This window comes from Streptomyces lunaelactis, from assembly GCF_003054555.1.
In the GTDB taxonomy this organism is placed as follows: domain Bacteria; phylum Actinomycetota; class Actinomycetes; order Streptomycetales; family Streptomycetaceae; genus Streptomyces; species Streptomyces lunaelactis.
In genome coordinates this window covers 3,870,117-3,885,031 of sequence record NZ_CP026304.1, presented here as the reverse complement: position 1 = coordinate 3,885,031, position 14,915 = coordinate 3,870,117, and the positions used below count along the sequence as shown (strand labels likewise).

General features: G+C 70.7%; 15 protein-coding genes and 1 pseudogene. 9 read left to right on the top strand and 7 right to left on the bottom strand.

What is annotated here, in order from left to right:
• Window positions 1-69: 69 nt before the first annotated feature.
• From SLUN_RS17550 to SLUN_RS17520, 7 genes and pseudogenes are all read right to left on the bottom strand, one after another.
• Window positions 70-465 carry a hypothetical protein gene (locus SLUN_RS17550; RefSeq protein ID WP_108149386.1) on the bottom strand — a complete coding sequence of 132 codons (396 nt, stop codon included), beginning with the start codon at window positions 463-465 and terminating at the stop codon, window positions 70-72.
• A gap of 72 nt (window positions 466-537) precedes the next feature.
• Window positions 538-771: a DUF397 domain-containing protein gene (locus SLUN_RS17545; protein ID WP_108154800.1), complete on the bottom strand. Its 234-nt coding sequence runs from the start codon at window positions 769-771 to the stop codon at window positions 538-540.
• Between the two features lie 92 nt (window positions 772-863).
• Window positions 864-1,175 (bottom strand): hypothetical protein, encoded by a 312-nt coding sequence (locus tag SLUN_RS17540; protein WP_159100278.1) that lies wholly within the window; start codon window positions 1,173-1,175, stop codon window positions 864-866.
• Between the two features lie 61 nt (window positions 1,176-1,236).
• Window positions 1,237-2,070 (bottom strand): helix-turn-helix domain-containing protein, encoded by an 834-nt coding sequence (locus SLUN_RS17535; protein ID WP_108149384.1) that lies wholly within the window; start codon window positions 2,068-2,070, stop codon window positions 1,237-1,239.
• Window positions 2,067-2,588, bottom strand: a complete 522-nt coding sequence (locus tag SLUN_RS17530; RefSeq protein ID WP_108149383.1) for a DUF6879 family protein — start codon at window positions 2,586-2,588, stop codon at window positions 2,067-2,069. The genes SLUN_RS17535 and SLUN_RS17530 overlap by 4 nt, the downstream gene beginning before the upstream one ends.
• The gene (locus tag SLUN_RS41245; protein WP_108149382.1) at window positions 2,572-2,784 is read right to left on the bottom strand and encodes a hypothetical protein; all 213 of its coding nucleotides are present in this window, start codon (window positions 2,782-2,784) and stop codon (window positions 2,572-2,574) included. Before SLUN_RS41245 ends, SLUN_RS17530 begins: the two co-directional genes overlap by 17 nt.
• An 86-nt stretch (window positions 2,785-2,870) precedes the next feature.
• Window positions 2,871-3,434: pseudogene (locus SLUN_RS17520) on the bottom strand (LysR substrate-binding domain-containing protein); the annotation flags it as partial.
• A 167-nt stretch (window positions 3,435-3,601) separates the two neighbouring features.
• Between SLUN_RS17520 and SLUN_RS17515 the strand changes: the two are divergent.
• From SLUN_RS17515 to SLUN_RS17475, 9 genes are all read left to right on the top strand, one after another.
• On the top strand, window positions 3,602-4,552 hold the full coding sequence (locus SLUN_RS17515; RefSeq protein WP_257153749.1) for an EamA family transporter: 951 nt from the start codon (window positions 3,602-3,604) through the stop codon (window positions 4,550-4,552).
• 82 nt (window positions 4,553-4,634) lie between these two features.
• Window positions 4,635-5,423: a TIGR03084 family metal-binding protein gene (locus tag SLUN_RS17510; RefSeq protein ID WP_108149380.1), complete on the top strand. Its 789-nt coding sequence runs from the start codon at window positions 4,635-4,637 to the stop codon at window positions 5,421-5,423.
• Entirely contained in the window at window positions 5,423-7,099 is a 1,677-nt protein-coding gene (locus SLUN_RS17505; protein WP_108149379.1) for an acyclic terpene utilization AtuA family protein, read from the top strand. The genes SLUN_RS17510 and SLUN_RS17505 overlap by 1 nt, the downstream gene beginning before the upstream one ends.
• Window positions 7,100-7,115: 16 nt before the next feature.
• On the top strand, window positions 7,116-8,714 hold the full coding sequence (locus SLUN_RS17500; RefSeq protein WP_108149378.1) for an acyl-CoA carboxylase subunit beta: 1,599 nt from the start codon (window positions 7,116-7,118) through the stop codon (window positions 8,712-8,714).
• A gap of 7 nt (window positions 8,715-8,721) precedes the next feature.
• A complete protein-coding gene (locus SLUN_RS17495; protein ID WP_108149377.1) occupies window positions 8,722-10,659 on the top strand; it encodes an acetyl/propionyl/methylcrotonyl-CoA carboxylase subunit alpha in 1,938 nt (645 codons plus the stop codon).
• The gene (locus SLUN_RS17490; protein ID WP_108149376.1) at window positions 10,656-11,783 is read left to right on the top strand and encodes an acyl-CoA dehydrogenase family protein; all 1,128 of its coding nucleotides are present in this window, start codon (window positions 10,656-10,658) and stop codon (window positions 11,781-11,783) included. Before SLUN_RS17495 ends, SLUN_RS17490 begins: the two co-directional genes overlap by 4 nt.
• Before the next feature lie 43 nt (window positions 11,784-11,826).
• Window positions 11,827-13,416, top strand: coding sequence for a 4-coumarate--CoA ligase family protein (locus tag SLUN_RS17485; protein ID WP_108149375.1), 1,590 nt, complete (start codon window positions 11,827-11,829; stop codon window positions 13,414-13,416).
• Window positions 13,413-14,147, top strand: coding sequence for an enoyl-CoA hydratase family protein (locus SLUN_RS17480; protein ID WP_108149374.1), 735 nt, complete (start codon window positions 13,413-13,415; stop codon window positions 14,145-14,147). The genes SLUN_RS17485 and SLUN_RS17480 overlap by 4 nt, the downstream gene beginning before the upstream one ends.
• Window positions 14,135-14,767, top strand: coding sequence for a TetR/AcrR family transcriptional regulator (locus SLUN_RS17475; protein WP_108149373.1), 633 nt, complete (start codon window positions 14,135-14,137; stop codon window positions 14,765-14,767). Before SLUN_RS17480 ends, SLUN_RS17475 begins: the two co-directional genes overlap by 13 nt.
• The last annotated feature ends 148 nt before the right edge of the window (window positions 14,768-14,915 follow it).

Genomic DNA, 14,915 nt, shown 5'->3' with positions numbered 1-14,915 from the left:
TACGCGGCGGCACCCTCTTGGACCGGGCCGGGGAGTGATTGGCTGTGTTCCGTTCATTCTCCGTAGCGGTCACCTCTGGGGGCAGCCCAGTTCGGGGGCGGTGCGATTCGGTGAGCACGTCACCAAGGCCATGGACAGGAACACGGGGTGTTCGAGGTAGAAGCCGAAGGACACGTCTCCACCCCAACCGAGCCGCTCAGACGTGGAGTTGACCAGGAGAGTCAGACGGTTGCCGTCACAGTCGGTTTGGGACGTGAAACGGTGTTCGTACTCGGCGAGGCGATCACCGAGCCAGGCCGCCGCCTCCTTCGGTTCCTGCCAGGTGCCCTGGACCGAGGACGCGGACTTCATCAGCCAGTGCGCCGTCTCCATCGGCGGCAGGTCGGAGGTGCGCGGGGTGCGGCGCAGGCCTTCCTTGTCGAATCGCTGCTTCGGGCCCGTCCACAGGTAGCCGTGATGGTGCAACTGGTACCCCGTTCAGGGTGGTTGGGCCCCGGCTCCTTGAGGGAAGGGGCCGGGGCCGGCTGTGGTGGCCGGCTAGGCCGACAGCCCGAACCGCTTCGGGGTGATCCCGGCGGCGTCCAGCTCGGCCGTGGTGAACCGCAGTGGCTCCGCGCCCGGTTGCTTGCTGTCACCCAGCGCCCAGGCGTCCTCGCCGATGCGGGCGAGGGTCACGCAGGATTCGCCGTCGGGGTGGGTGTTGCCGCCGCAGGCCTTGGCGAACGCGGCGCCGTCGATGGCGAGCGCGTAGAGGTCGGTTCTGTTCTGCATGGCTGTGCCTTCCAGGTCGTTCGGCGACCACAGGGCGTGGCCGTCCCTCCGCCCGTGCCGGGCGGAAGTCATGGGGGTGTGAAGGGTCCGTCTCAGGCGGAGTGGGGGAGCTTGGACACGACGGTGACGCCGGGGCCTTGGGCAATGACCGGGGCGTGGAGCAGCGACTGCAGGGTCGACCTAGGGTCGCCGATGGCGTCGGTCAGCCGCTCGCTCAGCAATTCGGCTTCCGAGGGAAGAAGGACCATTTCCGTGTCCGCCGTGTGCCGACCGTTCTTCGTCAGCCAGATGGGAATGCGGACGTTTCCATCGTCGTCTTTGTAGGCGGGGCGACTTGGAATGGGGTCCATTCGCCAGCCCTTGGCGTTGGGCTGCTCACGGGGAACCTTCTGGTTGGTCGGCATGCGTCCATTGTCCCGATGTATCGGCGACGTATCCAGACCGATTCCCGTTGCGGCATAAAAATCAGGCCCGGTGCAACTCGGCCCATTCAGAAAGCTGTTGGCGGGCCGCGTCCTGGAACAGGGCGTGTGCCTCGAACAGGCTGAAGACTTCCAGATGCTCCGCTATGTCACGGGAGTCTCGAAAGACCATGCGACCGGTGAAATTCTCAACCGTTGCCAGCCGGTCGTCATAGACCGTGAACGTGTTCATCGGGCCGAGAGGTATCCGGGTCCCGAGCGTGATCACGCCAATTCGGACGTTGGAGAGGCGTGACAGTGAAACCAGCCGGTCGATCTGCACGGCCATGGCCGAAGGCGGCACGATCGCCCAGTTCATGGCCTGCTCGGTGAGCAGGAACGTGAAGGACTTCGACGTGTCGTAGAGGACCGACTGCCGTTCCAGCTTGCGCGCCACTGTCGTCGAGACGTCACCAGGGAAGCCGCTCAGGCTCGCCCGTACGTACTCCGGGGTCGCCAGCAGGCCCGTCACCATAGCGGGCAGAAAATACCGGAGGGTCGTCGCCTCGGCCTCCAACGCGGCCAGCTCCGTCTGCCGCTTCTCCAGCCCCCTGCGCCGCGAAGAACGCTTGTCCTGCCACTGGGTGTTGGCGATCCTGGCCAGAGCCGTCACTTCAGTAATCAGCTCAGATGGAGCGCCGATTGCCCGGAGGATGCGCTCCACATCAACGAGGCTCGGGGTCCTCTTCCCCGTCTCGAACTTACTGATCTGCGACTGAGGCATGTTGCATCGCTTGGCGAGCCGGTCTCCGGTGAGACCGGCCGCCTTGCGTAGCTCTCTCAGTCGCTCGGCCAGGTCAGCCCTGGACTGACCCAGCTCATCAGGCTCGAACGTCACCCGTGTTCTTTCACGTACTCCGCAAACGATACCGACCCGGCCAGCGCAATGCGTTTCCATTCCTGGTAGGGCTCTATGTCGCCCTCGAACGTTTCGCGGTTGATCTGTGTCCCGTCCGGGCGAAAGTTCAGGTGGACCACACGAGCGTCGTCGAACATCCACCAGTCGGTGCCGCCGAGCGGCAACCCGTAGTCCTGGTTGGTGACGTCGAGAACGCGGATATCTTCACCCGCTTCAATGTTGCCCGGAATTCCCCACGCGAACTGGTAGCGCTGATAGTCGGTGAGGGGCTGCCGCACGATGCGTACGCGACCGATCCTCCGGCCCGAAGTCACATACGCGCGGACGCGCTCGTGCCAACGCGAATTGTGGTCACGGGGTTTGGCTTCCCCTCGCAAGAAGCGGGCAAGGCTCTTCGCTTCCTGCGGCATGGTGTACGTGGGCTGGGCCTCGAAGCGCCACGCGTCCTGCGTGAAGGAATCGAAAGCCTTGTTCCACTCGTCACCATCCAAGTGCATGGATAGCCTCCCTCAAGATGTGCTCCGGAATCTCCACGAGCCCTTCCCCGTCCGGGACCGCGAAGCCGTCATAGAGATCACCCTGGACAACGATGGATCCCCGTCCTTCGTGCCTGTACAGATTCGGGCAGTCGTCGTCGTCACAGTTCGGTCCGTTTTGCTTGCCGGTGAGCCTGGTCAGTTGCTCTCGTGGCATGGCGCCCCCTCTGCTTCGGCCCCTGGCGGGACCGCCTGAGATCGACGCTACGGAGCGTGTTTCCCCACGTCCATGCCGACTTGGGATTATTCCCGTTCCGGCATAGGTGATCTCGAAGAGGCAGCTGTCGCCACCTCCCGTGCCAGCGCCGCCAGTTGACCGATCGCCGGGTGCGCCGCCCCCGCCCGCCATGCCAACACGACCTGCGCCGCCGGTGCGTCCGACAGTGCGCGGTACGCGACCCCCGGGTGCGGGTGCATCGACTCCGTCGACGCCACCGAGACTCCCGTGCCGCGACCCGCCGCGATCGCCGTCAGCGATCAACGGCCCCGCCGTCAGGTCCGCGAGCGCCAGTGATGTGCGCGCCGCCGGGGGCCGTCCGCCGTGACCGCCGCGACCCGGGGTTCCGTGAAGAGCAGCTCGGTGACCAGGCCCGGCGTGGTCACCGGGCCGCGCAGTACCGCCGCGTCGACCTCGCCGCGGGTCAGGTCCGCCGTGCGGTCGTCGATCCGCAGGAGTTCCAGCGGGGTGTCCGCGTGTTCCTGCTGCCAGCGGCGGAGCAGGGGCGTGGTGTACGGCCCGAAGGCGGACCAGGCGTGGCTCAACCGCAGCGGCCACTGGCGCAGCCGACCCGCGTCGAGGGCCTCGTCGCGGCCCGGGTCACGCTGGCCTCCTCCGCGATGGCCGGGAAGCAGCGGAGATGGCGCAGCTCGATGCTCATGCGCGTGGAGCATAAGGGCAGCCCAATCGGCATTTCACGGATGACCCGGGGATCCGTAGCGTAGAGATGCATCGTGACGGGAAAGGGAGGTTTCCGGTGGACAGCCCGCGCACGCCTGTAGCTGCAGAGCCGGAGGCCGCCGCCGCCCTTGCCGGTGCGGAAAGCTCTGGTGCGGACAGCTCCGGTGCCGCGCCCCAGGGCCGCCGCACCCTCGGGCCGGTGGCCCTGGTCGTCGCCGGCGGTCTCTCCGTCCAGTTCGGTGCGGCCATCGCCGTACTGCTCATGCCGCGCACCGGACCCCTCGGCGTCGTCACCCTGCGGCTCGTCCTCGCCGCGGTCGTCCTGCTGATCGTCTGCCGGCCCAGGCTGCGCGGGCACTCGCGCGCCGACTGGGGCACCGTCGTCGCCTTCGGCACGGCGATGGCCGCCATGAACGTGCTCTTCTACCAGGCCGCGGACCGCATCCCCCTCGGCGCTGCCGTCACCTTCGAGGTCCTCGGCCCGCTCGCGCTGTCCGTGATCGTCTCGCGGCGGCCGGTGAACCTGGTCTGGGCGGGCCTCGCGCTCGGCGGCGTCCTGCTGCTCAGCGGCGGCGGCTTCGACCGGCTCGACCCGGTGGGCGCGGTGTTCGCAGTCTCCGCCGGTGCCATGTGGGCGGCTTACATCGTCTTCAGCGCCCGCACCGGGCGGCGGTTCCCGCAGGCCGACGGGCTCGCGCTGGCCATGGCGGTCGGGGCCGTGCTGAGCCTGCCGCTGGGCATCGCGGAGGCGGGCGGCAAGCTGCTCGTGCCCTCCACGATCGGTCTCGGGCTCGCGGTCGCGCTGATGTCGTCCGTCCTCCCGTACACCCTGGAACTGCTCGCCCTGCGCAGGCTGCCCGCGCCCACTTTCGCGGTGCTGATGAGCCTGGAGCCGGCGATCGCGGCCACGGCGGGCTTCCTCGTACTGCATCAAGCCCTCTCCATGATCGACGCGTTGGCGATCGCGCTGGTCATCGCGGCGAGCATGGGTGCGGTGCGGACCCAGGTGGCCAGAAAGTCGCCGTAAGTAAAGCAAGCATGCTTGCTTGTTTCTTCGGGCGCTGCCATGCTCCGGGACACACAACGTCGTGTCCTCAAGGGAGCGCACCGTGTCCGACCCCGCCGTCGTACTCGACGACCTGCGCAGCGAAAGCGATGAACTCGACCGGCTGGTCGGGGAGTTGGACGAGAAGGGGTGGGCGCGTGCGACCCCCGCGCCCGGCTGGACCGTCGCCCACCAGATCGCCCATCTGACCTGGACCGACGCTGCCGCGCTGCTCGCCGTCACCGACCCCGGGGCGTTCGCCGCCGAGGTCGAGAAAGCCCTCGCCGCACCGGACTCCTTCGTCGACGAGGGCGCGGAGACCGGTGCCGCACTGCCGCCCGCCGCACTGCTGACCCGCTGGCGCGACGGCCGCGAGCGGCTGCAGCGGGCCCTGAGGGAGACCCCGCCCGGCGCGCGTTTCCCCTGGTACGGGCCGCCCATGAGCGCCACCTCGATGGCCACCGCCCGGCTGATGGAGACCTGGGCCCACGGCCAGGACATCGCCGACGCGCTCGGCGCCGTACGCGAACCGACCGCACGGCTGCGGCATGTCGCCTTCATCGGGGTCCGGGCGCGCGACTTCGCCTACCAGGTGCACGGGCTGACACCGCCCGCCGAGCCGTTCCGCGTCGAGCTCACCGGGCCCGCCGGGGAGCTCTGGGCATACGGCCCCGAGGACGCCGGGCAGCGCGTCACCGGGCCCGCCCTCGACTTCTGCCTGCTCGTGACCCAGCGCGCGCACCGCGACGATCTCGCGGTACGGGCGGAGGGCGCCGACGCCGACCGGTGGCTGGAGATCGCGCAGGCCTTCGCCGGACCGGCGGGCGCGGGCCGCACACCCAAGGGGGCCTGATGACGCTCCGTATCGGCAACGCCTCCGGCTTCTACGGCGACCGCTTCGACGCCGTACGGGAGATGCTCACCGGCGGCCCCCTCGATGTCCTGACCGGCGACTATCTCGCCGAGCTGACCATGCTCATCCTCGGCCGGGACCGGCTGAAGGACCCCCGCCTCGGCTACGCCAAGACCTTCCTCAAGCAGCTGGAGGAGAGCCTCGGTCTCGCCCACGAGCGCGGCGTGAAGATCGTCGCCAACGCGGGCGGGCTCAACCCGGCGGGCCTCGCCGACGCCGTACGGGAACTCGCCGGCCGCGTCGGCGTCCCGGTCAAGGTCGCGCACGTCGAGGGCGACGACCTCGCCGCCCGCTTCCCGGGCGCCCTCAGCGCAAACGCCTACCTCGGCGGCGCCGGTATCGCCGAGTGCCTGCGCGCGGGCGCCGATGTCGTCGTCACCGGACGGGTCACCGACGCCGCGCTCGTCACCGGACCCGCGGCCGCGCACTTCGGCTGGGGACCCGAGGACCTCGACGCGCTCGCGGGCGGGGTCGTCGCCGGGCACATCCTCGAATGCGGCACCCAGGCGACCGGCGGCAACTACGCGTTCTTCAGCGGCCATGACGTACGCCGCCCCGGCTTCCCCCTCGCCGAGATCCACGCCGACGGCTCCTCCGTCATCACCAAGCACGACGGCACCGGCGGCCTCGTGGACGTCGGCACGGTCACCGCGCAGCTGCTGTACGAGACCGGGGGCGCGCGCTACGCCGGGCCGGAGGTCACCGCCCGCCTCGACACCGTACGGCTGACGCAGGACGGACCCGACCGGGTGCGGATCTCGGGCGTGCGCGGCGAGGCCCCGCCGCCCACCCTGAAGGTCGGGCTCAACCGGATGGGCGGCTGGCGCAACGAGGTCGTGTTCGTGCTCACCGGGCTCGACATCGAGGCCAAGGCCCGTCTGGTGCGGGACCAGTTGGAGGACGCCTTCGGCACGTCCCGTCCGGCGGAGGTGCGTTGGGAGCTGGCCCGTACCGAACGGCCGGACGGCGACACCGAGGAGCGGGCCAGCGCCTATCTGCGCCTGGTGGTGCGCGACAGCGACCCGGAGAAGGCCGGGCGTGCGGTGAGCGGGGCGGCGATCGAGCTGGCGCTCGGCAGCTACCCGGGCTTCCATGTGACGGCGCCGCCGGGGAAGGGCGCGCCGTACGGGGTCTTCGAGGCCGAGTACGTGGACGCCGTCGGGGTGGAGCATGTGGCCGTACTGCCCGACGGGCAGCGCGTCGTAGTGCCGGCTCCCGTACGTACGAAGGACATCGGGCACCTCGAGCCGGCGGGCGCGCTGCCCGACGAACTGCCCGCAGGGCCCCGCCGCGCCGCCCCGCTCGGCCTGGTCGCGGGCGCCCGCAGCGGCGACAAGGGCGGCGACGCCAACGTCGGGGTGTGGGCCAGGTCCGACGACGCCTGGCGCTGGCTTGCCCACGAACTGACGGTGCACCGCTTCCGGGCGCTGCTCCCGGAGACCGCCGGACTCACCGTCGTACGCCATGTCCTGCCGAATCTGCGCGCCCTGAACTTCGTCGTCGAGGGGATCCTCGGCGAAGGCGTCGCCGCGCAGGCGCGCTTCGACCCGCAGGCGAAGGCGCTGGGCGAGTGGCTGCGCTCGCGGTACGTCGACATCCCGGAGGTACTGCTGTGATTCCGGAGGTAATGCTGTGACCGTGCTCGGCTCCGCCCTCGACCCTGCGGGTCCTGACTACGCCGCCCACCGCGAGGCCATGCTCGGCAGACTCGCCGAGCTGGACACCGAGCACGCCAAGGCGCTCGCGGGCGGCGGCGAGAAGTACGTCGCCCGGCACCGGGGGCGCGGCAAGCTGCTGGCGCGCGAGCGTATCGAGCTGCTCCTCGACCCCGATACGCCGTTCCTGGAGCTGTCCCCGCTCGCCGCCTGGGGCAGTGACTACCCGGTCGGCGCGTCGATGGTCACCGGCATCGGGGTCGTTGAGGGCGTCGAGTGCCTGATCACGGCCAACGACCCCACCGTGCGCGGCGGGGCGTCCAACCCCTGGACGCTGAAGAAGGCCCTGCGCGCCAATGAGATCGCGTACGCCAACCGGCTGCCCTGCATCAGCCTCGTCGAGTCCGGCGGCGCGGATCTGCCGTCCCAGAAGGAGATCTTCATCCCCGGCGGGGCGCTCTTCCGGGACCTCACCCGGCTGTCGGCGGCCGGCATTCCAACGATCGCGGTCGTCTTCGGGAACTCGACGGCGGGCGGGGCGTACGTCCCCGGGATGTCCGACCACACCATCATGATCAAGGAGCGGTCGAAGGTCTTCCTGGGCGGACCGCCGCTGGTGAAGATGGCGACGGGGGAGGAGAGCGACGACGAGTCGCTCGGCGGCGCGGAGATGCACGCCCGTACGTCGGGTCTCGCCGACTACTTCGCGCTCGACGAGGCGGATGCGCTGAGGCAGGCGCGGCGGGTCGTCGCCCGCCTCAACTGGCGCAAGGCGCACGCCGATCCGGGCCCGGCCGTGCCGCCCACGTACGACGCGGAGGAGCTCCTCGGGATCGTGCCGGGGGATCTGCGGACCCCCTTCGATCCGCGCGAGGTCATCGCGCGGATCGTGGACGGCTCGGACTTCGACGAGTTCAAGCCGCTGTACGGGCCGAGCCTGGTGACGGGGTGGGCGTCGCTGCACGGCTATCCGGTGGGTGTGCTGGCCAACGCCCAGGGTGTGCTGTTCAGCGCGGAGTCGCAGAAGGCGGCGCAGTTCATCCAGCTGGCCAACCAGCGCGATGTGCCGCTGCTGTTCCTGCACAACACCACCGGCTACATGGTCGGCAAGGAGTACGAGCAGGGCGGCATCATCAAGCACGGCGCGATGATGATCAACGCCGTGTCGAATTCGAAGGTCCCGCATCTGTCGGTGCTGATGGGGGCGTCGTACGGCGCCGGGCACTACGGGATGAGCGGGCGGGCGTACGACCCGCGGTTCCTCTTCGCCTGGCCGAGCGCCAAGTCGGCGGTGATGGGGCCGCAGCAGCTGGCGGGCGTGCTGTCGATCGTGGCGCGGGCGTCGGCGATGGCGAAGGGGCTGCCGTACGACGACGAGGCGGACGCGGGGCTGCGGGCGATGGTGGAGCAGCAGATCGAGTCCGAGTCGCTGCCGATGTTCCTCTCGGGGCGGCTGTACGACGACGGGGTCATCGACCCGCGCGATACGCGGACGGTGCTGGGGCTCTGTCTGTCCGCGATCCACACGGCACCGGTCGAGGGCGCGCGCGGCGGCTTCGGCGTCTTCCGGATGTGAGGACCTGATGATTCAGTCTCTGCTTGTCGCCAACCGGGGCGAGATCGCCTGCCGGGTTTTCCGTACCTGCCGTGAGCTGGGCATCTCCACGGTCGCCGTCCACTCGGATGCGGACGCTTCGGCGCTTCACGTCCGGGAGGCGGACGCGGCGGTACGGCTGCCCGGGGCGGCGCCCGCGGACACGTATCTGCGGGGCGACCTGATCGTGAAGGCGGCGCTGGCGGCGGGGGCGGATGCGGTGCATCCGGGGTACGGGTTCCTGTCCGAGAACGCGGAGTTCGCACGGGCGGTGCTGGACGCGGGGCTGGTGTGGATCGGGCCCCCGCCGTCCGCCATCGAGGCGATGGCGTCCAAGACGCGCGCGAAGGAGCTGATGGGGCTTGCGCCCCTGGCCGAGGTGACCGAGGCGGATCTGCCGGTCCTGGTCAAGGCGGCGGCGGGGGGCGGCGGCCGGGGCATGCGCATCGTCCGTTCGCTGAGCGCCCTCGCGGGGGAGCTGGAGGCGGCCCGGTCCGAGGCGGCGTCCGCCTTCGGCGACGGCGAGGTGTTCCTGGAGCCGTACATCGAGCGCGGACGCCATGTCGAGGTCCAGGTCCTGGCGGACGCGCACGGCACGGTATGGGCGCTGGGGACGCGCGACTGCTCGCTGCAGCGCCGGCACCAGAAGGTCATCGAGGAGTCCCCGGCGCCGGGCCTTGCGCCGTCGCTGGTCGAGAACCTGCACGAGTCGGCCGTCTCGGCGGCGCGGGCGGTGGGCTACCGGGGAGCGGGGACGGTGGAGTTCCTGGTCTCCCCGGACGGCAGGGCGCACTTCCTGGAGATGAACACCCGCCTCCAGGTGGAACACCCCGTCACGGAAGCGGTGTTCGGCCTGGACCTGGTGGCGCTGCAACTGCGCGTGGCGGAGGGCGCTGCGCTCCCGGAGGCCGCGCCGCGGGCGAGCGGGCACGCCGTGGAGGCACGGCTGTACGCGGAGGACCCGTCGAAGGGGTGGACGCCGCAGACCGGGGTGCTGCACGCGCTGGAGGTCCCGGGAGCCGCGACCGGCCTGCGCGCGGACACCGGCTACGGCGCCCCATCGGTACGCGTGGACACCGCCCCGTATGTGCGCGTGGACACCGGGTACGGCGCCGGGGACTCCATCGGCGTGCACTACGACCCCATGATCGCCAAGGTCATCGCCTGGGCTCCCACCCGCCACGAAGCCGTGCGGCGGCTCGCGCATGCCCTGCGGCGGGCCCGCGTGCACGGGCCCGTCACCAATCGGGAGCTGCTCGTACGGTCCCTGGAGCACCCCGAGTTCACCGGCGCCCAGCTCGACACCGGGTTCTACGAGCGCAACCTCGACGCGCTCACGGTCCCCGGCGACGGCGAGCGGTACGCGGCCGTCGCCGCCGCCCTCGCCGATGCCGCCTCCCGCGGTGGGCGCTTCGGCGGGTGGCGCAATGTGGCATCGCAGCCCCAGCTCAAGGTCTACGGCGAGCACGAGGTCCGGTACCGGGCGGGCCGGGACGGGTACGTCGTCGAGGATGTGGCAGGGCTCCGCGTCGTCGACGTCGCGCCCGATCGCGTACGCCTCGAACTCGACGGCGTCGTACGGAACTTCGGCATCACCGCCCATGGCGATCAGGTGTACGTCGACAGCCCCCTCGGCACCTGCACGCTCACCGCCCGGCCCCGGTTCGCCGATCCCCAGGACAGGGCCCTGCCCGGGTCGCTGCTCGCGCCCATGCCCGGGACCGTCGTACGGGTCGGCGACGGGCTCGGCGAAGGCGTCCGGGTTACCCAGGGGCAGCCGCTCGTCTGGCTGGAGGCCATGAAGATGGAGCACCGCATCGTCTCGCCGGCCTCCGGCATCCTCACCGCGCTCCACGCCGTACCCGGCCGTCAGGTCGAGGTCGGCGCCCTGCTCGCCGTCGTACAGGAGGAGGACTCCGCGTCATGAACATCGAGAGCCACGAGCACACCGCCCTGCGCGCCGCCGTCGCCGCCCTCGGGCACCGGCACGGCCGCGGATACGTACGCGAAGAACTCTGGGCCGAGGCCGCCAAGCTCGGCTACCTCGGTGTCAACCTCCCCGAGGAGCACGGCGGCGGAGGCGGTGGCATGGCGGAACTCTCCATCGTTCTGGAGGAGTTGGGAGCAGCCGGCTGCCCGCTCCTCATGATGGTCGTCTCGCCCGCCATCTGCGGCACCGTCATCGCCCGCTTCGGCACGGACGGCCAGAAAGAGCAATGGCTCCCAGGGCTCGCCGACGGCACCCGCACCATGGCTTTCGGCATCACCGAGCCCGACGCCGGGTCGAACTCCCACCGCATCACCACCACCGCCCGCAGGACCGAGGACGGCTGGATCCTCAACGGGCGCAAGGTCTTCATCTCCGGCGTCGACATCGCCGACGCCACCCTCATCGTCGGGCGCACCGAGGACGCACGAAGCGGCAGGCTCAAGCCCTGCCTGTTCATCGTCCCCCGCGACGCCCCCGGCTTCCAGCGCTCGCAGATCGACATGGAACTCCATGCCCAGGAGAAGCAGTTCGAGCTCGTCCTCGACGACGTACGCCTCCCCGACGACGCCCTCGTCGGCGACGAGGACGCGGGTCTCCTCCAGCTCTTCGCAGGGCTCAACCCCGAGCGCATCATGACCGCCGCCTTCGCCATCGGCATGGGCAGGTACGCGCTCGCGAAGGCGGTCGGCTACGCGAAGACCCGCCAGGTCTGGAAAGACCCCATCGGCGCGCACCAGGCCATCGCCCACCCCCTCGCCCAGGCCCACATCGAGCTCGAACTCGCCCGCCTGATGATGCAGAAAGCAGCCGCCCTCTACGACGCCGGCGACGACACCGGCGCTGGTGAGGCCGCCAACATGGCCAAGTACGCCGCCGGTGAGGCCTGCGTCAGGGCCGTCGACCAGTCCGTCCACACCCTCGGCGGCAACGGCCTCACCCGCGAGTACGGCCTCGCGTCCCTGATCACCGCCGCCCGCGTCGCCCAGATCGCCCCGGTCAGCAGGGAGATGATCCTCAACTACGTATCCCACCAGTCCCTGGGTCTCCCCAAGTCGTACTGACACGGGAGACCCTGGCCGTCCACACACTGCGAGGGGGCCGACCATGCCTGGAACGGTGTTCTACAGCCAGTACGCGGATGTCCCGGCCGACAACCGGCCGATCCACGAGACCGTGCTCGGCCGTGCCGCCGAGTTCGGCGACACGATCGCCCTCGTCGACGGCGTGAACGGCACCACCGTCAGCTACGCCCAGCTCGACGCCTCCCACCGGCGCATCGCCGCCGGCCTCGCCGGCGCGGGCCTGCGCAAGGGCGACGTCCTCGCCCTGCACAGCCCCAACACCGTCGCCTACCCCGCCGTCTTCTACGGGGCGACCCGCGCCGGCGCCTCCGTCACCACCGTCCATCCGCTCTCCACCGCGGAGGAGTTCGCCAAGCAGCTCCGCGACTCCTCCGCCCGCTGGATCGTCACCGTCTCACCGCTCCTCGAGGCCGCCCGCAGGGCCGCCGGGCTCGTCTCCGGCATCGAGGAGATATTCGTCTGCGACCGCGCGGAGGGGCATGTCAGCATCCTCGACCTGCTCGGCTCGACCGCACCCGAGCCGGACATCGCCATCGACCCGTCCGAGGACATCGCCGCCCTGCCGTACTCCTCGGGCACCACCGGAGTACCCAAGGGCGTGATGCTCACCCACCGCTCCATCGCCACCAACCTCGCGCAGCTCGCCCCGGTGATCCCGATGGGCCCCGGCGACCGGATCCTCGCCGTGCTGCCGTTCTTCCACATCTACGGCCTCACCGCCCTGATGAACGCCCCGCTGAGTCACGGCGCCACCGTCGTCGTACTGCCCCGCTTCGAGCTCGACACCTTCCTCGCGGCGATCGAGAAACACCGCATCAACGGCCTCTACGTCGCCCCGCCGATCGTCCTCGCCCTCGCCAAGCACCCGGCCGTCGCCCAGTACGACCTGTCCTCGCTCGAGTACATCGTCAGCGCCGCCGCCCCGCTCGACGCCCGCCTGGGACAGGCATGTTCGGCCCGGCTCGGACTCCCGCCGGTGCGCCAGGCGTACGGCATGACGGAACTCTCGCCCGGCACCCACGTCGTGCCGCTCGCCGCGACGAACCCGCCGCCGGGAGCCGTGGGACAGCTCCTGCCGAACACCGAGATGCGGATCCTCTCCATCGACGACCCCGGCAAGGACGCCGGCATCGGCGAGGAGGGCGAGGTCGCGATCCGCGGCCCGCAGGTGATGAAGGGCTACCTCGGCCGCCCCGAAGCCACCGCCGACATGATCGACGCCGACGGCTGGGTGCACACCGGCGACATCGGGCGCGTCGACGCCGACGGCTGGCTGTTCGTCGTCGACCGGGTCAAGGAACTCATCAAGTACAAGGGCTTCCAGGTCGCCCCCGCCGAGCTGGAGGCGCTGCTGCTCACCCACGAAGGCATCGCGGACGCGGCGGTGATCGGGGTGTACGACGCGGACGGCAACGAGATCCCCAAGGCGTACGTCGTACGGCAGCAGGCCGCCGAGAATCTCACCGAGGACGAGATCCTCGCCTACGTCGCCGAACGCGTCGCGCCGTACAAGAAGGTCCGCCGTGTCGAGTTCATCGGCGGCGTGCCGCGCGCCGCCTCGGGGAAGATCCTCAGGCGTGAACTGAGGGACCGGGAAAAGGAGAACACGTGACGATTCTCGGCACGGCACACGAGCGCGGCATCACCACCCTGACGCTGGACTCGCCGGCGAACCGCAACGCCCTGTCGGCGCGGCTCGTCGGCGAGCTGGCCCAGGCGCTGACCGACTGCGCCAAGGACGACTCCGTACGGGCCGTCGTCCTCACCCACACCGGGTCGACCTTCAGCGCGGGCGCCGATCTGAAAGCCCCGCCCAATCCGTACACCTTCGTCGCACTGCTGCGGCAGATCGTCACGCTGCCCAAGCCCGTCGTGGCCCGCGTCACCGGCCATGTACGGGCCGGGGGCCTCGGGCTCCTCGGCGCCTGCGACATCGCGGCCGCGTCGAGCGCCTCCGACTTCGCCTTCACCGAGGTACGCATCGGGGTCGCGCCCGCCGTGATCTCGCTGCCGCTGCTGGAGCGCATGGACCCGCGAGCGGCCGAGCGCTACTACCTCACCGGGGAGCGCTTCGACGCGGCGGAGGCGGCCCGTATCGGACTGCTCACGCTCGCCGCCGACGATGTGGACGCCGCGCTCGGCCCCGTAATCGAGGGGCTGCGCAAGGCGTCCGCGCAGGGCCTGGCAGCATCGAAGGAGCTGCTCGCGGCCAGAGTGCTCGAGACGTTCGACCGGGACGCCGAAGACCTGGTCCAGCGCTCGGCCTCGCTCTTCGCGTCGCCGGAGGCACGCGAGGGCATGACGGCCTTCCTCGAACGACGGGACCCCGCATGGGTGTTGTGACCCCTCCGAAGCAGGACCGCAGCCGGGTCACCCGGCAGCGGCTCCTCGAGGCCGCGGTGGGCTGCCTCGCCGAACACGGCTGGGCGGGCTCGACCGTCTCGGCGGTCGCCGAGCGGGCCGGAGTCTCGCGGGGAGCGGCGCAGCACCACTTCCCGACCAGGGAGGACCTGTTCACGGCGGCGGTGGAGTACGTCGCGGAGGAGCGCTCACAGGCGCTGCGGGCCCTCCCGACCCAGGACCGTACGGCGGTCGTCGCGGCCCTCGTCGACCTCTACACCGGGCCGCTGTTCCGGGCGGCCCTGCATCTGTGGGTCGCCGCCTCCAACGAGGAGCAGCTCCGGTCCCGTGTCACGGAGCTGGAGGCCCGGGTAGGCCGCGAGACCCACCGCATCGCCGTCCAGCTGCTGAACGCGGACGAGTCACGCCCCGGCGTACGCGAAACGGTCCAGGGCCTGCTCGACATGGCCCGCGGCCTGGGCCTCGCCAACCTCCTCACGGACGACGCCGCGCGGAGGGACCGGGTGGTGGCGCAGTGGGGGGCGCTCGTCGAGGAGGCACTCGTCGAGGAGGCGCTGAAGGACCAGGGGCGGAAGGACCGACGGCCCAAGGACCTGGGGTGACCGTTTCGCCCGTTGTGGCGCGGGCCACTACCCTCCTGGCCGCCCCGCAGTATCCTGGGCCAATGCTTCTGCTTGTACGCCGCCGCCACGTGGACTACGTCCGCGTCACGAGCATGGGCTGTCGGCGCTCCGCCTGACGCCAGCCCCC